18 protein-coding genes, 1 tRNA gene and 1 pseudogene are annotated in these 19,011 nt (G+C 69.4%); 17 read left to right on the forward strand and 3 right to left on the reverse strand.

Annotation, left to right across the window (positions count from 1 at the left end):
- Window positions 1-42 precede the first annotated feature (42 nt).
- The 13 genes and pseudogenes from ESP70_RS07430 (at window position 43) to ESP70_RS07490 (ending at window position 10,726) form a co-directional block, all read left to right on the forward strand.
- Window positions 43-630 (forward strand): class I SAM-dependent methyltransferase, encoded by a 588-nt coding sequence (locus tag ESP70_RS07430; RefSeq protein WP_149688708.1) that lies wholly within the window; start codon window positions 43-45, stop codon window positions 628-630.
- 55 nt (window positions 631-685) lie between these two features.
- A complete protein-coding gene (locus ESP70_RS07435) occupies window positions 686-1,528 on the forward strand; it encodes an SDR family oxidoreductase (RefSeq protein ID WP_149688709.1) in 843 nt (280 codons plus the stop codon).
- A gap of 29 nt (window positions 1,529-1,557) precedes the next feature.
- Window positions 1,558-2,298 carry a YwaF family protein gene (locus tag ESP70_RS07440; RefSeq protein ID WP_149688710.1) on the forward strand — a complete coding sequence of 247 codons (741 nt, stop codon included), beginning with the start codon at window positions 1,558-1,560 and terminating at the stop codon, window positions 2,296-2,298.
- Window positions 2,299-2,307: 9 nt separating this feature from the next.
- Window positions 2,308-2,673, forward strand: a complete 366-nt coding sequence (locus tag ESP70_RS07445; protein WP_149688711.1) for an NADH-quinone oxidoreductase subunit A — start codon at window positions 2,308-2,310, stop codon at window positions 2,671-2,673.
- Window positions 2,664-3,263, forward strand: a complete 600-nt coding sequence (locus ESP70_RS07450; protein WP_425458388.1) for an NADH-quinone oxidoreductase subunit B — start codon at window positions 2,664-2,666, stop codon at window positions 3,261-3,263. Before ESP70_RS07445 ends, ESP70_RS07450 begins: the two co-directional genes overlap by 10 nt.
- A complete protein-coding gene (locus ESP70_RS07455; RefSeq protein ID WP_149688712.1) occupies window positions 3,260-3,823 on the forward strand; it encodes an NADH-quinone oxidoreductase subunit C in 564 nt (187 codons plus the stop codon). The genes ESP70_RS07450 and ESP70_RS07455 overlap by 4 nt, the downstream gene beginning before the upstream one ends.
- Complete coding sequence (locus ESP70_RS07460) at window positions 3,816-4,784, forward strand: complex I subunit 1/NuoH family protein (RefSeq protein ID WP_149688713.1); 969 nt, start codon at window positions 3,816-3,818, stop codon at window positions 4,782-4,784. The genes ESP70_RS07455 and ESP70_RS07460 overlap by 8 nt, the downstream gene beginning before the upstream one ends.
- Window positions 4,785-4,941: 157 nt before the next feature.
- Window positions 4,942-5,166: pseudogene (locus ESP70_RS20415) on the forward strand (4Fe-4S binding protein); the annotation flags it as partial.
- A gap of 161 nt (window positions 5,167-5,327) precedes the next feature.
- A complete protein-coding gene (locus tag ESP70_RS07470) occupies window positions 5,328-5,825 on the forward strand; it encodes an NADH-quinone oxidoreductase subunit J family protein (protein WP_149688715.1) in 498 nt (165 codons plus the stop codon).
- Complete coding sequence (gene nuoK, locus ESP70_RS07475) at window positions 5,825-6,127, forward strand: NADH-quinone oxidoreductase subunit NuoK (RefSeq protein WP_149688716.1); 303 nt, start codon at window positions 5,825-5,827, stop codon at window positions 6,125-6,127. The genes ESP70_RS07470 and nuoK overlap by 1 nt, the downstream gene beginning before the upstream one ends.
- On the forward strand, window positions 6,124-7,809 hold the full coding sequence (locus ESP70_RS07480; RefSeq protein WP_149688717.1) for an NADH-quinone oxidoreductase subunit 5 family protein: 1,686 nt from the start codon (window positions 6,124-6,126) through the stop codon (window positions 7,807-7,809). The genes nuoK and ESP70_RS07480 overlap by 4 nt, the downstream gene beginning before the upstream one ends.
- Entirely contained in the window at window positions 7,806-9,323 is a 1,518-nt protein-coding gene (locus tag ESP70_RS07485; RefSeq protein WP_149688718.1) for a complex I subunit 4 family protein, read from the forward strand. The genes ESP70_RS07480 and ESP70_RS07485 overlap by 4 nt, the downstream gene beginning before the upstream one ends.
- The gene (locus ESP70_RS07490) at window positions 9,320-10,726 is read left to right on the forward strand and encodes an NADH-quinone oxidoreductase subunit N (RefSeq protein ID WP_149688719.1); all 1,407 of its coding nucleotides are present in this window, start codon (window positions 9,320-9,322) and stop codon (window positions 10,724-10,726) included. The genes ESP70_RS07485 and ESP70_RS07490 overlap by 4 nt, the downstream gene beginning before the upstream one ends.
- Window positions 10,727-10,800: 74 nt before the next feature.
- Here ESP70_RS07490 and ESP70_RS07495 read toward each other — a convergent pair whose 3' ends face one another.
- Entirely contained in the window at window positions 10,801-11,292 is a 492-nt protein-coding gene (locus ESP70_RS07495) for a YajQ family cyclic di-GMP-binding protein (protein WP_056399438.1), read from the reverse strand.
- A 92-nt stretch (window positions 11,293-11,384) separates the two neighbouring features.
- On the opposite strand from ESP70_RS07495, the gene ESP70_RS07500 reads away from it, so the two are divergent.
- A tRNA-Tyr gene (locus ESP70_RS07500) sits at window positions 11,385-11,466 on the forward strand.
- A 93-nt stretch (window positions 11,467-11,559) separates the two neighbouring features.
- Here the strand turns inward: ESP70_RS07500 and ESP70_RS07505 are convergent.
- Window positions 11,560-11,967 carry a VOC family protein gene (locus ESP70_RS07505; RefSeq protein WP_149688720.1) on the reverse strand — a complete coding sequence of 136 codons (408 nt, stop codon included), beginning with the start codon at window positions 11,965-11,967 and terminating at the stop codon, window positions 11,560-11,562.
- A gap of 300 nt (window positions 11,968-12,267) precedes the next feature.
- Here ESP70_RS07505 and ESP70_RS07510 point away from each other — a divergent pair, with 300 nt between their 5' ends.
- On the forward strand, window positions 12,268-16,167 hold the full coding sequence (locus ESP70_RS07510) for a Pls/PosA family non-ribosomal peptide synthetase (protein WP_246161959.1): 3,900 nt from the start codon (window positions 12,268-12,270) through the stop codon (window positions 16,165-16,167).
- Window positions 16,134-17,483 (forward strand): M1 family metallopeptidase, encoded by a 1,350-nt coding sequence (locus ESP70_RS07515; protein ID WP_246161960.1) that lies wholly within the window; start codon window positions 16,134-16,136, stop codon window positions 17,481-17,483. The genes ESP70_RS07510 and ESP70_RS07515 overlap by 34 nt, the downstream gene beginning before the upstream one ends.
- On the opposite strand, the gene ESP70_RS07520 is transcribed toward ESP70_RS07515, so the two are convergent.
- Window positions 17,455-18,003 (reverse strand): 4'-phosphopantetheinyl transferase family protein, encoded by a 549-nt coding sequence (locus ESP70_RS07520; protein ID WP_149688721.1) that lies wholly within the window; start codon window positions 18,001-18,003, stop codon window positions 17,455-17,457. The genes ESP70_RS07515 and ESP70_RS07520 overlap by 29 nt on opposite strands.
- Before the next feature lie 92 nt (window positions 18,004-18,095).
- On the opposite strand from ESP70_RS07520, the gene ppk2 reads away from it, so the two are divergent.
- Complete coding sequence (gene ppk2 / locus ESP70_RS07525) at window positions 18,096-19,001, forward strand: polyphosphate kinase 2 (protein WP_149688722.1); 906 nt, start codon at window positions 18,096-18,098, stop codon at window positions 18,999-19,001.
- The last annotated feature ends 10 nt before the right edge of the window (window positions 19,002-19,011 follow it).

Raw genomic sequence — 19,011 nt, forward strand, 5'->3', positions numbered from 1 at the left:
CTGGAATTCGCCGAAGTCTGACCGTCGGTGCACCATGACCACATGAGCACGACGCCGCGCTGGTTCACCGACATGAAGGACGGCCACTCCGAGTGGTACGTCGAGCGCTTCCGCACGATGGCCGCCGAGGGTGCAGATCTCGGCGGCGAGGCGCGCTTGATCGACGCGATCGCCGCGCCGGGTTCACGCATCCTCGACGCAGGGTGCGGTCCCGGCCGGGTCGGCGCCGTCCTGCACGACCGCGGCCACACCGTCGTCGGGGTCGACGCGGATCCGGTCCTGATCGCCGCCGCGCGCGAAGACCATCCCGGGCCGCGTTGGCTGGTCGCTGACCTGGCTGAGCTGGACCTCGACGAGGAGCCGTTCGACGTCGCCGTCGTGGCCGGCAACGTCATGGTCTTCGTGGCGCCGGGCACCGAGGCCGAGGTGCTGCGCCGCCTGCGGGCCCATCTACGTACGGACGGCCGGATCGTGCTGGGCTTCGCGCTCGACCGGGGCTACGGCCTCGAGCAGCTCGACGCCGACGTCGCGATCGCCGGGCTCGAGCTCGAGCAACGCTTCGCGACGTGGGACCTGGTGCCGTTCACCGACGACGCCGGCTTCGCCGTCACATTCCTGCGTGTGCCCTGAGTCACCGCGGTCGCGGCTTGCGCTGGAGTGCGCTCCAGGTCATACCGTCGAAGGCATGGACAGCACCAGCACTTTCACCGGCAAGACCTGGTTCATCACCGGCACCTCGCGAGGCTTCGGGCGCGAGTGGGCCGCGGCCGCCCTGGGCCGCGGCGACCGCGTCGCCGCCACCGCGCGCGACACGAGCAGCCTCGACGACCTGGTCGACACGTACGGCGACGCGATCATGCCGATCGCCCTCGACGTCAACGACCGGGATGCCGACTTCGCCGCCGTCGCGGCCGCACACCAGCACTTCGGTCGGCTCGATGTCGTCGTCAACAACGCCGGCTACGGCCACTTCGGCTTCATCGAGGAGATCACCGAGAGCGAGGCCCGGGCGCAGCTCGAGACCAATGTCTTCGGCGCCCTCTGGGTGACCCAGGCGGCGCTGCCGTTCCTGCGCGAGCAGGGCTCGGGGCACATCGTCCAGGTCTCGTCGATCGGCGGGATCTCAGCGTTCCCCATGGTCGGGATCTATCACGCCTCGAAGTGGGCGCTCGAAGGCTTCTCGCAGGCGCTGGCGCAGGAGGTCGCCGACTTCGGCATCCGCGTCACGTTGATCGAGCCGGGCGGGTTCACGACAGACTGGGCGGGCGACTCGGCCGCACGTTCCCAGACCCATCCCGCGTACGACGAGATGCGCGCCAAGACCCAGCAGTGGCGGGCCCAGCGCAACGCCACGCCCGGCGATCCCGTGGCTTCGGCGGCGGCGATACTCGAGGTCGTCGATGCGGAGGAACCACCGCTGCGGGTCTTCTTCGGCGCGGCGCCCCTCGACATCGCGAAGGCCGACTACGCGGGGCGGCTCGAGACCTGGGAGCAGTGGAACCACGTGTCGCTCCTCGCACAGGGCTGACGCCGTCGCTGATCGGCTAGCGTCATCGCATGCTGGCCGCCGATCGCTTCGAGACGTACGGGCCGTCACACCTGACGGTGCTCGCGATCTTCGCGGTCGGCGCCGTGCTGGTCGTGCTGGCCGGTCGGCGCCTGGATGGGACGGCGGAGCGGACGGTGCGGCGTACGTTCGCGGTCGCGATCCTCGCGGTCACGGTGCCGCTGCAGATCCTGCAGTTCACGCCCGACGAGTGGAACCTGCAGACCTCGCTGCCGTTCCAGCTCTGCGACCTCGCCTGGATGTTCGCCGTGCATGCGCTCTGGACCCGCAACCGGCTCAGCGCGACGATCACCTACCTGTGGGGCATCACGCTCACGACCCAGGGCATGCTGACGCCCGACCTCGCGTCGGAGTTCCCCGAGGCGCGGTTCCTGATGTTCTGGGGCATGCACCTGCTGATCGTCTGGTCGTCGCTGTTCCTCGTGCCCGGCCTGCGGATCCTGCCCACCTGGCACACGTACCGGCAGACCGTCGCGATCACGCTGGCCTGGGCCGTCAGCGCGTACGTCTTCAACGTCGTCGCGGACACCAACTACGGCTACCTCAACCGGCTGCCCAAGAACTCTTCGCTGCTGGACTACCTCGGGCCGTGGCCGATGTTCGTCGTGCTCGAGATCGCGATCGTCGCGGTCGTGTGGGCGCTCCTGACCTGGCCGTGGACCCGCACGGAGTCCGCATCGTCAGGCGACCCAATCGGCGGGGTCGGACATCGCGGGACCGATCTTCCCTAGAGTGTTCCCATGGACGCCTACCTCGACGACTACACGGCGGTCGGCGTCATCATCCTCGCCGGCATCGTGCTCGCCGCAGGGATGCTCGGGGTCAACCGCCTGATGCGTCCGCGGGTCGCCGCCCGCGAGAAGCAGCTGACGTACGAGTCGGGCGTCGACCCGGTCGGCGCAGGCTGGGCGCAGTCGACGGTTCGCTACTACGTCTACGCGTTCCTCTACGTGATCTTCGCGGTCGACGCGGTCTTCCTGTTCCCCTGGGCGGTGGTGCTCGAGGACATCGGCCGGGCCGCCGCGGTCGAGATGGGCATCTTCATCGGGATCCTCGTCGTGGGGCTCGCGTACGCCTGGCGCAAGGGAGTGCTGTCGTGGACCTAGACCGTCCCGGCCAGGTCGACCTGCCGATGCCGACGCTTGCTCCGCCGACGCTCGGAGCCGGATCGGCGTACGCGCCCAAGCCCGCGCGCTACCTGCTCAACTGGGGTCGCAAGTACTCCCTCTGGGTCTTCAACTTCGGCCTCGCGTGCTGCGCGATCGAGTTCATCGCGACGTCGATGTCGCGCCACGACTTCATCCGGCTCGGCGTCATCCCGTTCGCGCCCGGCCCGCGTCAGGCCGACCTGATGGTCGTGTCGGGCACCGTGACCGACAAGATGGCGCCGGCGATCAAGCGGCTCTACGACCAGATGCCCGAGCCCAAGTACGTCATCAGCTTCGGCTCGTGCGCCAACTCCGGCGGGCCCTACTGGGACTCCTACTGCGTCACCAAGGGCGTCGACCAGATCATTCCCGTCGACGTGTACGTCCCCGGCTGCCCGCCGCGTCCCGAGGCGCTGCTCAACGGCATCGTCACGCTGCAGGATAAGATTGCCGGCGAGAACCTCGCGGACCGCTACCAGCGCCCGGCCACCTCGCTGCTGTCCCCTCGCATGGCCCTTCGACAGGCTCAGGAACCGGGGGATTCGTGACGCTGGAGGACAATGGCTTCGGCCCGCCGCACCGCGTCGTCGAGGCAGCCGAGTGGCACGACGCCGTCGCGCAGCTCAAGCGCGACGGTTACACCTACTTCGACTGGCTCTCGGCCGTCGACGAGCACCCCGAGGGCTTCCGGCTCGTGCTGCACGTGGCGCGGGTCCCTTCGACGAGCTCAGGGGGCGGGGGCCTGGACCACCTGCTCATGGTGACGTACCTCGACCGCGATGCCGCTGCGGTGGCGTCGATCGCCGATGTCTACGCAGGCGCTTCGTGGCACGAGCGCGAGACGCACGAGATGTTCGGCATCGACTTCGGCCTCGAGTTGGAGCCGCTGCTCCTCCCGGACGGCTTCGAGGGGCATCCGCTCCGCAAGGAGTTCGTGCTGGCGTCGCGCGTCGCCAAGCCGTGGCCCGGAGCCAAGGAGCCGGGGGAGAGCGATGCCGAGTCGACGCACTCACCCGGCCGCCGCCGGATCAAGCCGCCAGGCGTGCCCGATCCCGAGGACTGGGGTCCGGGCAAGACCTCAAGGACCGAAGGGGACGCCGATGCCTGACGTCGTCGACGTGGTCCTGCGCTGCGTCCTCGTGCTGGCCGTCTTCATGGTGCTGCCGCTGGTCATCGGCCAGATGGAGCACAAGGCCATGGCGCACATGCAGAGCCGGGTCGGCCCGATGGCGGCCGGCGGGTTCCACGGCTGGGCGCAGCTCCTCGCCGACGGCGTGAAGTTCGTCCAGAAGGAGAGCATCACCCCGGTCGCCGCCGATCGCCGGGTCTTCGAGCTCGCGCCGGCCGTTGCGCTCGCGCCCTACCTCGTGGCGCTCCTGGCGATCCCGCTCGGGCCGTTCTTCGGGCAGGGCAACCTGATCGGCCAGGACCTCGACCTCGGCCTGTTCTTCGTGCTCGCGGCGATGAGCGTCGGCGTGCTCGGCACGCTGATGGGCGGCCTCGGCAGCGGCAACAAGTACTCCTACATCGGCGGCATGCGGGTCGCGGCCCAGCTCATGTCGTACGAGCTGCCGATGGTCCTCGCCGCGGCCAGCGTCGCGATGGCCGCCGGCACGCTCTCGCTCGTCGGCATCGCCCAGCAGTGGGAGCCGTGGTGGCTCATCACCCAGCTGCCGGGGCTCATCGTGTTCTTCGTGGCGGGGCTCGCCGAGCTGCAGCGTCCGCCTTTCGACGCGCCGCTCGCTGACGCCGAGCTCGTCATGGGACCGCTGACCGAGTACGGCGGCATGCGCTTTGCGATGTTCCTGCTCGCCGAGTACGCCGGCATCCTCGTGCTCTCGGCGCTCACGACGGTGCTGTTCCTCGGCGGGTGGGCCGGGCCGTTCTCCGATCACATCGGCTGGCTGTGGACGTTGGTCAAGGTCATGGCGGTGGCGTTCCTGGTGATCTGGGCACGCGTCGCCTATCCCCGGCTCCGCGAGGACCAGGTCAACTCGCTGGCCTGGAAGGTCCTCGTGCCGGTCGCCCTCGCCCAGATCACGCTGACAACAGTGCTGGTGGTCGCATGAGCGAGCGCCAGCGAGCGAATCAGGCGGCGGCATGAGCATGTTCGGAAAAGGCCTGCTGCAGGGCCTCAAGGTCACGTTCAAGAACCTCACCCGACGATCCGTCACGGCGCACTATCCCGACGTGCAGCCCGACCTGCCACCCCGCAGCCGGGGCGTCATCGCGCTGCAGGAGGAGAACTGCACGTCGTGCATGCTGTGCGCCCGCGAGTGCCCCTCGTGGTGCATCACGATCGACTCGCACAAGGAGACGATCCCCGCGACGACCGAGGGAGGTCGCGACCGCAGCCAGAACGTGCTCGACACGTTCGACATCGACTACTCGCTCTGCATGTACTGCAGCATCTGCATCGAGGTCTGCCCGTTCGACGCCCTGCACTGGTCGCCGGAGTTCGCGTACGCGGAGGGTGACATCGTCGACCTCACGCACGACATGAACCGGCTGCGCGAGTGGATGTGGACGGTGCCCGCGCCCCAGGCGCTCGACCCCGGGGCCGAGCCGTCCAAGGAGCTCGCCGCCTACGAGGCCGCCGCGGAGGAATCCGAGTGAGCGCCACCGAGATCGTCTTCCTGCTGTTCGCCGCCCTCGCCGTCGGGTCGGCGCTGCTGGCCATGACGACCAACCAGCTCGTCCACTCGGCCCTGTGGCTCGTCGTGACGCTCGGCGCCGTCGCCGGTTGCTTCGTGCTGATGACCGCCGAGTTCGTCGCGTGGGTGCAGGTGCTCGTCTACGTCGGGTCGGTCGTCGTGCTCGTGATCTTCGCCCTGATGCTGACGCGCCAGCAGTCGACGATCTCCGCCGAGGTCACCGGCAACCGGTGGACCGCCGCGGTGCTCGGACTCGTCGCCGCCGTCGGGCTGGGCGCCACGGTCATCAGCGGATTCCACGGTGAGCGCATCGAGGGGCACCGCATCGGCACCGCCCGCTCGCTCGGCGACGCCTTGTTCAACGACTGGGTGCTCCCGTTCGAGATCCTCAGCGGTGTCCTGCTCGCGGCGCTGGTCGGCGCGATCGTCATCTCCCGGTCGGGAACCGAACGCTGATGCCCCTGCTCTATCCGCTGGTGCTGTCGGCCGCGCTGTTCGGCATCGGGCTCTACGGCGTCCTCGCCCGCCGCAATGCGGTCCTGATGCTGCTTGGCGTCGAGCTCATGCTCAACGCGGTCAACCTCAACCTCGTGGCGTTCGATGCGTGGTTCGCCGACACGATCCACACCGGTCAGGTCCTCACGCTGTTCACCATCACGCTCGCGGCCGCCGAGATCGGCCTCGGCTTGGCGATCGTCCTCGCGCTGTTCCGCGCCGTGCGCACGGTCGACGTCGACGAAGTCGGTGCTGAGCGGTGAGGCGCAGCTGGCTCTACGTCGTCCTGACCGCCGCGCTCGCCGTGGCGGTCGCCGTGTGGGCGGTCCCGCACCTCGACGGTGACCCGACGACCAAGGTCTGGATCGAGGGCAACGACCTGCTCGCCGTCTCGCTCGCGACCCACGTCGACAGCCTCTCCGCGCAGGTGCTGCTGCTCGCCGTCGGCGTCGGCCTGCTGGTGCAGATCTACTCCACGGCCTACCTCGGTCATCACCCGCGCTATCGCTCGTACGCCCTCGTGATCGTGCTGTTCCTGCTCGGCATGATCGCGGTCGTCGTTGCCGACGACCTGTTCGTGCTCCTGATCGGCTGGGAGGTCATGGGGCTGTGCTCCTACCTGCTCATCGGGCACGAGTGGCAGACCCCGATCGCCCGGTCCGGCGCCGCCAAGGCGTTCCTCATGACCCGCATCGCCGACCTCGGGCTGCTCGTCGGGATCCTGGCGATCGGTCAGACGTACGGCACCTATCGCATCAGCGAGGTGCTGGCGCAGGAGCCCAAGAACTCCACCGCGATCGGGCTGCTGCTGCTCGTCGCCGTGGTCGGCAAGTCGGCGCAGTTCCCGCTGCACACGTGGCTGCCCGACGCGATGCCCGGCCCGACGCCGATCACCGCCTTGATCCACGCCGCGACGATGGTCGCCGCCGGCGTCTACCTCGTCGCCCGGCTGCTGCCGATCCTCGAGCCGTCCGAGCTTGTCATGACGTTGCTGGCGGTGATCTCGGCGATCACGATGCTGCTCGGTGCGCTGTTCGCACTGGTGCAGACCGACCTCAAACGCGCGCTCGCGTGGTCGACGGTCAGCCAGCTCGCGTTCATGTTCGCGGCGCTCTCGGTCGGCGACAGCGACGCCGGCACCGACCACCTGCTGTCGCACGGTGCGTTCAAGGCACTGCTGTTCCTCGGCTGCGGCTGTGTCATGCACGCGGTCGGATCGAGTGCGCTGTCGGCGATGGGCGGGCTGCGTCTGCGCATGCCGGTGACGTTCTGGACCATGACGATCGGCTTCGCCGCCCTCGCCGGGGTCATCCCCACGGTCGGCTTCTTCACCAAGGACTCGGTGCTGCACGCGCTCGAGCACGGCCGTGACGAAGGACCGCTGCCCGGCGGCATCGCCGTCGCCGTCTTCTGCGTCGCGCTGGTGACGTCGTTCCTCACCGCGGCGTACGCCACGAGGCTCTGGCTGTTGGCCTTCCTTGCGCCGGCTGCCGAGGGCCGGACGGAGCCTCATGAGGCGCCGCGCGCGATGACCGGCCCACTCATCGTCCTCGCCGTCGCGACCTTCGCACTGTCGATCGGGCAGCCGTTCCACCTCGGCATCGGCCTGCTCTCGACGGCGGTCGCCGTGGCCGGCATCGGGGCGGTGCTCGCGCGTTGGCGTCGCGGCCGCTCACTCGACCTCGCGGCGCCATGGCTGGTCGCCGAGCTCGCTCTGGACCGCCCCTACTCCCGCTGGATCCCCGCGGGCCTCCGTTCGTCGGCCCGCGCGGTCGTCGACGTCGATCGTGACGGCATCGATGCATACTCCTACGGCTCAGCCAGCACCGCGCAGGTCGCCTCGCGCGTGCTCGGCCTGGTCCAGTCCGGCAACGTCCAGCGCTACGCCACGGTCATCGCCGCGGGCGTCATCGTCGTCACGGCAGCGGCGGTGATCTGGACATGATCGCCGCTGCGCTCACGATCCCGTTCGTCGTCGGGCTCGCCCTGCTGTTCCTCCGCACGCTGGTGTCCGGTCGTACGGCGGCCTGGCTCGGCGCGGTCGCGATGGCGGCGTCGCTGGTGCTGTTCGCGCTCGTCTGGGAGGGCAAGGACGCGATCTCCGGCGAGGTCGACGTCGAGTGGATCGACCTGCTCGGTGCGCGCCTGCACCTCGGCGCGACGGCGATCTCGTGGCCGTTCCTGCTGATGACGGCGTTCATCGGCGTGCTGTGCTGCGTCTGGCTGATCGCCGACGACACCGCGCCGGCGCTCGTCGGGCTCGTGCTGATCATCAGCGCGTCGTCGCTCGGGGTGTTCGCGTCGCTCGACTTCCTGCTGTTCTTCGTCTTCTTCGAGCTCGCGCTGATCCCGATGTGGTTCGTCATCGCGTGGTGGGGGAGTTCCAGCGTTGAGCCTTCGGCCGAAGGCGATCGCGGAGGGGGTCTCAAGAACGTTCCAGGCCCGGACCCTCGGCTCGCTGCTCGTAGCGCGGCCACGCGGTTCTTGCTGTTCACGGTCACCGGCTCGGCGCTGCTGCTGGTCGGCATCGTCCTGGTGGCCCGCGACAACGACTCGTTGCAGCTCACCGAGATCCGCGGCGGCCCACTCGCGGCTGCCGTGCTGATCGTCCTCGGCTTCGCCGTCAAGACCCCGCTCGTGCCGCTGCACACCTGGCTGCCCGATGCCCACAGCAAGGCGCCGACCGTCGGCTCGGTGCTGCTCGCCGCGGTGTTCCTCAAGCTCGGCACGTACGGGCTGATCATCGCCTCGTCGGTGCTCCCCGAAGGGTTCGCGGACGTCGCTCCGTACGTCGCGGGCGCCGGAGTCGTGGGCATCGTCTGGTCGGCGCTCGCCTGCTATGCGCAGGACGACCTCAAGCGGCTCATCGCCTACTCGAGCATCGGCCACATGGGCTTCGTCGCGCTGGCCATCTCGACCATGAGCCCGATCGGCATCGCCGCCGCCGTCTTCGGTTCCGTCGCCCACGGCGTCATCACGGGGCTGCTGTTCTTCCTGTCCGGCTCGCTCAAGGACCGGTTCGGCACCGCCTCGATGCGGGCCATCGGCCGCGGGCTCTATGCGCGTACGCCCTGGCTCGCCGTGGCGTTCGTGTTCGCCGCCGTCGCCAGCCTCGGGCTGCCGGGCCTCGCTGGGTTCTGGGGCGAGCTGCTGTCGCTGCGTGCCGCGTACGAGGTCGGTGAGGTGCTCGACAAGCCGTTCGCCTGGACCGCCGTCGGGTTCGCGGTGCTCGGCGTCGCGCTCACCACGGCCTACTTCGTCAGGGCGATCCGCCTGCTGGCGCAGGGTGAGCCGGTCGCGCAGGACGCCGACCGCGACCTCACCGTGCGTGAGACTGTCGTCGCCGTCGCGCTCGTGGCCTCGATCGTCGTGCTCGGCCTCGCGCCCGGGCTGATCGTCGGTCTCTACGACTTCTCGGCCGTCACGTACTCCGGCACCTACACCCCGGTGGCGCCATGAACATCCCCGTGGAGTGGAGCGTCGCCGGTCCGGCCGTCATCGTCGCGATCGGCGCGCTCGTCGCCTTGCTGGTCGACGCGTTCTATCCCCGTCGCACGTGGCTCGGCTCGGGCCTGCCGTCCAGCGTCGCCCTGCTCTGGGGCGGGATCGAGCTGATCCGCTTGCGGGACGACATCGTGCCGTCGACGTTCGCGCTCTCCCTGATCGTGCTGGCCGGCACGCTGATCGTCGTCGTGGCGTCCAACGTCATGAACTTCGAGAACGCGATGCCGCCGGGGGAGTACCACTTCCTCGTCCTCGCGGCCGCCAGCGGAGCGCTGATGATGGTCGCCGCGCGCGACCTGGTGACGTTGATCGTCGCGCTCGAGCTGCTGTCGTTGCCGTCGATCGCGCTCGTCGGGCTGCGCCAGGGCGACAGTCGCGCGATCCGCTCGGCGTGGACGTTCTTCCTCGCCTCGGTGGTGTCGACCGCGATCACGCTGATGGGCGTCTCGCTGCTCTACGGCGTCGCCGGGACGCTCGACTACGACGGTCTCGCTGCGGGGCTGCGTGACACCGAGATGCCGGACGGCGTCGTCGCGGTCGCGGTGGTGCTGACGATCGTCGGGCTGCTGTTCAAGCTCGGCGCGGTGCCGTTCCACGTGTGGATCCCCGACACCTATCTCGGTGCTCCCGTCATGGTCGCGGGCTTCCTGTCGTCGGTGTCCAAGGCCGCGTCGCTGGGCGCGGTGCTGACCTTGTTGTCGGCGGCGTTGCCGCACACGTACGACACGTGGCAGCCGCTCATGGCGATCATCGCCGCGGCCACCATGACCGTGGGCAACCTCGGCGCGCTGCGGCAGACCAACGCCGTCGGGATGCTGGCGTGGTCGTCGGTCGCGCAGGCCGGGTTCCTGATCGCCCCCGCCGCGGCACTGCTGACCACCGACGGTCTGAGCGCGCCGGTGCAGTATCTCGCGGTCTATGCCCTCGCCAACCTCGTCGCGTTCGCGGCCCTCGCCGTCGTGCTCCGGCTGCGCGGCAGTCTGGACTACAGCGAGCTCAAGGGCCTCGCGCGCACGGACCCGCCGACCGGCGTGCCGCTCGTCATGGCGGCCCTGACCCTTGCCGGCTTCCCGCCTGCGGTCATCGGGCTCGTCACCAAGTACGTCGTCATCCGCCCTGTCATCGAGGGCGACCACGTCTGGCTCGCTGTCGTCATGGCGGTCAACGTGATGCTGGGGCTGGCCTACTACCTGCGGTTCGTCGCGGTGCTCGTCGACCGGCCGGCGATCGACGACCCCTACCGCAGCCCGTCCCCGCCGGTCTCGATCCGCATCTCCAAGGCCGCCGTGCTGATCGGCACCGCCGGCCTCGTGGCGCTGAGCGCCTGGCCCGACCTGCTGCTGTCGAACCTGCCCTGATTCCCGCTGGGCCTGACGTTTCTGTCGCGAATCGCCGTGTCGACCCAGCAGAAACGTCAGTCTCAGCGGGTCGCCTAGCGGTAGTTGACGAACTGCACCGCGAAGTCGAGGTCGGCGCCCTTGACCAGCGCGATGACCTCCTGCAGGTCGTCGCGCTTCTTGCTGCTGACCCGGAGCTCGTCGCCCTGGATCTGGACCTTGACGCCCTTGGGACCCTCGTCGCGGATCAGCTTGGAGACCTTCTTGGCCTGCTCCTGGCTGATGCCCTCGGTAATTGTCGACGAGATCCGTACTTCCTTGCCGGACTGGCGGGGCTCACCCTCCTCGAGGGTCTTGAGCGAGATGCCGCGCTTGATCAGCTTGTCCTTGAAGACGTCCAGGACCGCGAGGGCTCGCTCGTCGGCATTGGCCTTGACCTCGATGCCGAACTCGCCGCTCCAGTCGATCGACGCGCCGGTGTTCTTGAAGTCATAGCGCTGGTTGATCTCCTTGACCGTCTGGTTCAGCGCGTTGTCGACCTCCTGGCGGTCGATCTTGTTGACGATGTCGAAGGAAGAGTCGGCCATGAGTGCTCCTGGTCGTGCGCCGCGGGGATCTGATTTCTCTCACCCTAATCGGCTGCGATAGTCTTGCTTGTCGTTGCCCCGGCAACACCCCCGGCAGGTTGCCCGAGTGGCCAAAGGGATCTGACTGTAAATCAGACGGCTCAGCCTACGCAGGTTCGAACCCTGCACCTGCCACGGGAATCGAGAAGGGCCTCCTTCCAGCGGAAGCGCTGGCGGGAGGCCCTTCTTCGTTGGCTTCTCGACTCGGCCAGGTGCCCTTTCCAGCCGTCAGATCACCAGGTGGGCGTAGTGGTCGGGCAGCTCGAGGTCGCCTCGCAGGATGCAGAACTCGTTGCCTTCGGGATCGGTGAGGGTCACCCAACCGCCGCCGTCCGGTCGGCGATGATCCGCGAACTCCGTCGCACCGAGAGCCAGCACCCGGTCGACCTCGTCATCGCGACTGAGGTCGAGGGGGCGAAGGTCGAAGTGGATCCGGTTCTTGATCTCCTTGCCCTCGGGCACCTCGATGAAGAGCACCCGTTGGCGACCGTCCGGCGAGAAGATCATGCACTCCTCGTGTCCGGGGAGATTGGGATCGGCGGGATCTTCCTTCATGTCGAGCACCTGCGCCCACCACGCCGACTGGGCGTAGGCGTTGCGAGAGTCGATCGTGGTGTGTGAGATACGCGATGTCATGACACCAAACCCTATGCCTGGAGTCGCGTTGGCCCGTCGGAACAGAACAATCGGCGACGGGATGGCCGCCGGACATGACGGAGCCCCTCGAGCCGGGTGGTCGGCGAGGGGCCCAGTCGCTCAGGACACCCATGGAGGTTGAAGGGGGCCTGAGCCTGTGTGCACCGGCAGGGGCGTGTTCACCCGCCGGCTCGTCATTCAATCTAGGGTCGGCCCGGGCGGCAGACAACCAACGCCAGGCAAACGTTCGGGGGCCCGCGATTCACCGGGCGTTCACGTCGTTGCGCCAAGGTGTGTTCAGTGTCGACATCAGACCTGAGCCCGCTGGTGTCCGGGAGCGCTTCGCCGCTCCTGCGATCGCCGCAGGCGCCGCCGGTGCGTACGTTGGTCGACATCCTGCGCCAGACGGCACTGGACAACCCCGACGCCTCCGCGCTCGACAACGGCTCGAACGTGCTCACGTACGAGGAGTTCTGCGAGGCGTCGGATGCGTTCGCCTCCGCTCTGCGCGAGCGGGGCGTGGGGCGCGGCGACCGGGTGGGGGTCCGGGTCGACTCGGGCACCCTCGACCTCTACGTCGCGATCATGGGGATCCTCGTCGCCGGCGCTGCCTACGTGCCGGTCGACGTCGACGACCCGGACTCCCGCGCTCGCACGGTGTTCGCCGAGGCGGATGTCGCGGCAGTGGTCGGCAACGAGCTGGTGATCACGTCACGACGACCCGGCAGCACAGCTTCGATCGACGAGGAGCCGTTGCCCGCCGACGACGCCTGGGTCATCTTCACGTCGGGCTCGACGGGTACGCCCAAGGGCGTCGCGGTCTCGCATCGGTCCGCCGCGGCGTTCGTCGACGCCGAGGCCGCACTGTTCCTCCGTGACGCGCCGTTGGGCCCCGGCGACCGCGTCATGGCCGGGCTCTCGGTGGCGTTCGACGCGTCGTGCGAGGAGATGTGGCTCGCCTGGCGGCACGGCGCGTGCCTGGTGCCGGCGCCCCGGTCGCTCGTCAAGAGCGGCAGCGACCTCGGCCCGTGGATGGTGGCCAACAGCATCACGGTCGTGTCGACCGTTCCGACCCTTGTCGCGCTGTGGCCGCCCGGCGTGCTCGACGACGTACGACTGCTGATCGTCGGCGGCGAGGCGTGCCCGCCTGAGATCGGCGAGCGGCTGGCTGCTCCGGGTCGCGAGCTGTGGAACACGTACGGTCCGACCGAGGCGACCGTGGTGGCGTGCGCTGCGCCGCTGGAGGCCGGCGTTCCGGTGCGCATCGGATTGCCGCTCGCCGGTTGGGACCTTGCCGTCGTCGATGCGAACGGCGAGCACGTCGGGCCCGGTGAGACGGGCGAGCTGATCATCGGCGGCGTCGGCCTGGCGCGCTACCTCGACCCGGTCAAGGACGCCGAGAAGTACGCGCCGATGCCGAGTCTCGGCTGGGATCGCGCCTATCGCAGCGGCGACCTGGTCGCCTACGACGGGGAGGGCCTGGTCTTCGTCGGCCGCGCGGACGAGCAGATCAAGATCGGCGGCCGGCGCATCGAGCTCGGCGAGATCGACAGCGCGCTGCTGGGGTTGCCCGGGGTCGCCGCAGCTGCTGCCGCGATCCGGACGACCGAGGCCGGCAACCGCATCCTCGTCGGCTACGTGGCGACCGAGCCCGGCTTCGACCTGGCCGCTGCGCTGACGGTGCTCCGTGGCCAGATGCCCGAAGCGCTCGTGCCGCGTCTTGCCCGGCTCGACACGATGCCCACCCGCACCTCCGGCAAGATCGATCGCGACTCGCTCCCGTGGCCGTTGCCCGGCCTGGACGCGTCGGCGGAAGAGAGCCACTTCGAGGGCACGAGCGCGTGGCTCAAGACGCTGTGGCTCGACCTGCTCGGCGCGGTCGTGACGAGTCCGGCCGACGACTTCTTCGTCCTCGGCGGTGGCAGCCTCAGCGCGGCCCAGCTGGTGGGCCGATTGCGGGAGAAGTTCCCCGAGGTCACGGTCGCCGACGTGTACGAGCATCCGTCCGTTGCGGCGCTCGCCGCGACGCTGGACGCGATGTCGAGCGAGCAGGCCCGGCAGAACTCACCGGTACGCCCGGTGCGCACCGTGACCCAAGCTGCCCAGATCATCCTGACGATCCCGTTGCGGACGTTGAGCGGCCTGCGGTGGCTGACCTGGCTCGCCGCCGGCAACCACGTCGCCGCCTCGATGCTCGACTGGACGTGGCTGCCGCAGATCGCGTGGGGCTGGATCGCGTTGGGGTGGCTGCTGCTGATCGCGCCTCCGGGCCGCATGCTCCTGGCCGCACTCGGCGCGCGTCTCCTGCTGCGCGGGGTCTCGCCGGGCGCTCACCCGCGCGGCGGCGGGGTGCACCTGCGCCTGTGGCTCGCCGAGCACCTGGCCGACGAGCTGCGCGCCGGCTCGCTCTCGGGCGCGGCGATGCTGACGACGTACGCGCGAGCGCTCGGCGCGCGCGTCGGATCGGACGTGGACCTGCACTCGTTGCCACCTGTCACGGGCCTGATCGACATCGGCAACGGCGCCTCGATCGAGCCCGAGGTCGACCTCAGCGGCCATTGGCTCGACGGCGACACCCTTCACATCGGCACGATCGCGATCGGCGCGGATGCCCGCATCGGCGTGCGGAGCCTGCTCGGTCCGGGCTCGCAGATCGGCGCCCGCGCGGAGATCGGACCGGGCTCGGCAGTCTTCGACACCGTCCCCGACGGCGAGTACTGGTCCGGTGCCCCGGCGCGTCTCAAGGGCCCCGCGCGTGGGCCGTTCACCAGCACCCGGGCCCCGCGTCGCCGTCGCTGGACCGCCGCGTACGCCATGGTCGCCGGTGGCATCGCGCTGCTGCCCGTGCTCGCCCTGGGCGCGGGCGCGCTCGCCGTCACCCCGTTCGTGGGATCCGCGGACAGCCTCGGCGAGGCATTCGCCCGCCTTGCGCTCGCGGCGCCGCTCGGCGTGCTGACGGGATTCGTCACCCTCGCCCTGCTCGTGCTGGCGGCCGTACGACTGCAGTCGATCGGCCTGGCCAGTGGCACGTACCCGGTGCACAGCTTCCGCGGCTGGCAGGCCTGGTCGGTCGTACGGCTGATGGACGACGCGCGCACCTGGCTGTTCCCGCTCTACTCCAGCACTGTCACCCCGGCGTGGCTTCGACTGCTCGGCGCCAAGATCGGTGAGGGAGTCGAAGCGTCCACCGTGCTGATGCTCCCGTCCCTGACGTCCGTCAACGACGGGGCGTTCCTCGCCGATGACACCATGCTCGGCATGTACGAGCTCGGCGGTGGCTGGCTGCGCATCGAGCAGGTCAAGATCGGCCGCCGCGCATTCGTCGGCAACTCGGGCATGACCGCGCCGGGACGCAAGGTGCCCAAAGGTGGGCTGGTCGCGGTGCTCTCGGCTGCGCCGCGTCGGTCCGAGGCCAAGGCCGGCACGTCCTGGCTGGGCAGCCCGCCGCAGAAGCTCCGACGATCCACCGACCCGACCGACGTCAGCCGGACGCATGCGCCGCCGCGCCGCGTCCGCGCGTGGCGGGCGCTGGTCGAGCTGGCGCGCGTCGTCCCGCTGATCGTGAACGGACTGCTCGGCCTGGTGGTCGTCGTCGGGCTGGAGCGGCTTGTCGGTGAGACCTGGCCGGTCGCCGCCGCGATGTCGGGTCTGGTGCTGATCGCTGCCGGTGCGGTGGCGGCTCTCGTCGCCGCTGGTGCCAAGTGGTCGCTGGTCGGCAAGGTCCGCTCAGCCGAGCATCCGTTGTGGAGCAGCTTCGTCTGGCGCAACGAGCTCGCCGACACGTTCGTCGAGGTGCTCGGCGCTCCGTGGCTGGCGCGAAGCGCGTCGGGCACCCCGGTGCTCAACCTCTGGTTGCGGTCGCTGGGCGCGCGCGTCGGCCGGGGCGTGTGGTGCGAGACGTACTGGCTGCCCGAGGCCGACCTGATCACCCTCGGGGCGGGAAGCACCGTCAACCGGGGCTGCGTGGTGCAGACCCACCTGTTCCATGATCGGATACTCAGCATGGACACCGTCACGCTCGAGCCCGGATCGACGCTCGGACCCCACAGCGTCATCCTCCCGGCCGCGACGATCGGTGCGCACGCCTCGATCGGCCCGGTGTCGCTCGTGATGCGCGGCGAGGCCGTCCCGAAGAAGACTCGCTGGATCGGCAACCCGATCGGGCCGTGGGCCGACGCCGACATCGCGGCACCGCGGTGACGCGCGCCGCTGCCGTAGGAGTGCAGGACGACCGCTACGTCCCGGACCATGGCGACCTGTCGTACGACGTCACGCACTACGACCTCCAGCTCGACTACAGCGTCGAGTCCAACCGGCTCTCGGGTCGCGCCACGATCACGGCCATCGCCGCGAGCGACCTCGACGAGCTCGAGCTGGACCTCTATCGCCTGCGCGCCTCCAAGGTCAGCGTCGATGGAGCGCCGGCCGCGAAATACACCCAGCGCAAGAATCGGCTGGTCGTACGCCCCCGCAGCACCGTCGCGGCCGGTGACACGTTCACGCTCGTGGTCGCCTATGCCGGGTCGCCCCAGCCCATGCCGGGTCTCGACGGCGACGCCGGCTGGGAGGAGCTCGCCGACGGCGTGATCGTCGCGTCGCAGCCGCACGGCGCCCCGTCGTGGTTCCCGTGCAACGACCGGCCGGCCAACAAGGCGACGTACGCCATCGAGATCACCGCGCCGTCCAACTACCGGGTCGTGGCCAACGGCGTCCTGGAGAGCAAGCGCCGCCGGTCGGCCGGAACGACGTGGCGTCACGTCGAGGAGGCGCCGATGGCGACCTACCTCGCGACGGTCCAGATCGGTCGCTACGACGTGGTGGAGACGGACAGCGACGTGCCGGTGCGCACGGTCTATCCCGCCGGCAAGAAGGCGACCAGCGGCGGGCCGTTCGCCCGGCAGGACGAGATGCTGGCGACGTTCGAGCGGCTGTTCGGGCCCTATCCGTTCGCCGCCTACACCGCCGTCATCACCGCGGACGAGCTCGACATCCCGTTGGAGGCGCAAGGCCTCGCGGTCTTCGGCTCCAACTTCGCCACTGACGAGTGGGACAGCGAACGTCTCGTCGCCCACGAGCTTGCCCACCAGTGGTTCGGCAACAGCGTGACCCTCGCGGGCTGGCGCGACATCTGGCTGCACGAAGGCTTCGCCTGCTACGCCGAATGGTTGTGGTCCGAGGAGTCGGGCCGTGAGCCGGCCGCGGACCACGCACGACTGCACTGGGATCGCCTGGCCGGGCTGGACCAGGACTTCCTGCTGGGTGACCCCGGCCCCGACCTGATGTTCGACGACCGGGTCTACAAGCGCGGTGCGCTGCTCCTGCATGCCCTCCGCACGGAGGTCGGCGACGATCGGTTCTTCGACGTCCTGCGGGCGTGGACCGAGCGGCATGCCCACGGCTCGGTGTCGACCGACGACTTCATCGCGTTGGCCGGTGAGGTGTGTGGTGCGTCGGTGGGTGGCGTGTTCGACGTGTGGCTGCGCGAGGTCAGCCTTCCGGCGATGCCGGAGTCATGAGCAGCTCGGGCGCTGCGTTCGACAGCACGGCGGCAGCGGCGACGTAGCCCGCAGGGCACTCGACGTCGTACATCCACACAGGTGAGTCCAGTGGTTCGGTCTCCGGCCATGCGACGAGTGCCGGTGCCGAGCCGGGCGGTGTCACCTCGACGAGGTCGGGATCGATCGTCAGCCCGTGACCCGTCGCCTTGACGACGCACTCCTTGCGGACCCACGTCGCCACATCGGGAGTGCCTCCCGGATGCAGGGCCTCGACATCGATCCCGACCGGACCGGCGTCGCAGACCGCGAGCACGGCGATCCCACCGGACCTGCTGAGGTTCACGTGGATCGGGCCATCGAGCCCGACGACGTACGGCTTGCCGTGCCGGTCGCTGCCGCACGCACGGCAGGCGCGGACGATGCGGGCGTTGCCGCTCACGGCGCCGGTGACGGCCTCGGCCAGTCGCGCCAGCCGCTCGTCGGCGGAGGCCGTCGAGGCCCACGCAACAACGAGCCGTCCGCTGACTCCATGCCTCACGTGTCGGGTCTATCACGCTCGCATGAGCGGTGTTCACTCCGTCGTCGCCGGACATCCACCCCGACGCCGCCGCCGAACCCTAGGTTGCACGCATGACCACTGACTTCGGGACGCCGACCCGCGTCGACATCGACCGCCTGGGCGACTACTCCGTCGTCGACATGGAGGACGACGACCCGGTCCTGCTCGACCACCGCGGGCAGCCGATCGACACCTGGCGCGAGGGCTATCCGTACGCGACCCGCATGGACGTGCAGGAGTACGACATGCAGAAGCGCTTGCTGCAGATCGAGCTGCTGAAGCTGCAGAACTGGATCAAGAGCACCGGTGGGCGGCTGGTGATCGTGTTCGAGGGCCGCGATGCAGCCGGCAAGGGCGGCACGATCAAGCGGTTCACCGAGCACCTCAACCCGCGCGGCGCACGGGTCGTCGCGCTGGAGAAGCCCAGTGAGCGCGAGGAGACCCAGTGGTACTTCCAGCGCTACGTCCAGCACCTGCCCGCCGCCGGCGAGATCGTGATGTTCGACCGGTCCTGGTACAACCGCGCCGGCGTCGAGCGGGTCATGGGGTTCTGCACGGACGACCAGTACGACGAGTTCATCCGGCAGGCGCCGACGTTCGAGAAGATGCTGGTCAACGACGGCCTGCACCTCATCAAGTTCTGGTTCTCGGTGTCGGCGTCCGAGCAACGTACGCGCTTCGCCATTCGTCAGGTCGATCCCGTCCGGCAGTGGAAGCTGTCGCCGATGGACCTGCAGTCGCTCGACAAGTGGGACGCCTACACCCGTGCCAAGGAGACGATGTTCGCGCGCACCGACACCGCCGTGGCGCCGTGGACCGTGGTCAAGAGCAATGACAAGAAGCGTGCTCGGGTCGAGTCGATGCGCCACGTGCTGGCCCAGTTCGACTACGACAACAAGGACCACGAGCTGGTCACGGCGCCCGATCCGCTGATCGTCGGACCCGCCGCTGAGCTGTTCCGCGACGCCACCGACTGACACGTCGCCA

It is taken from the genome of Aeromicrobium ginsengisoli (assembly GCF_004134905.2).
Taxonomy (GTDB): Bacteria; Actinomycetota; Actinomycetes; order Propionibacteriales; family Nocardioidaceae; genus Aeromicrobium; species Aeromicrobium ginsengisoli.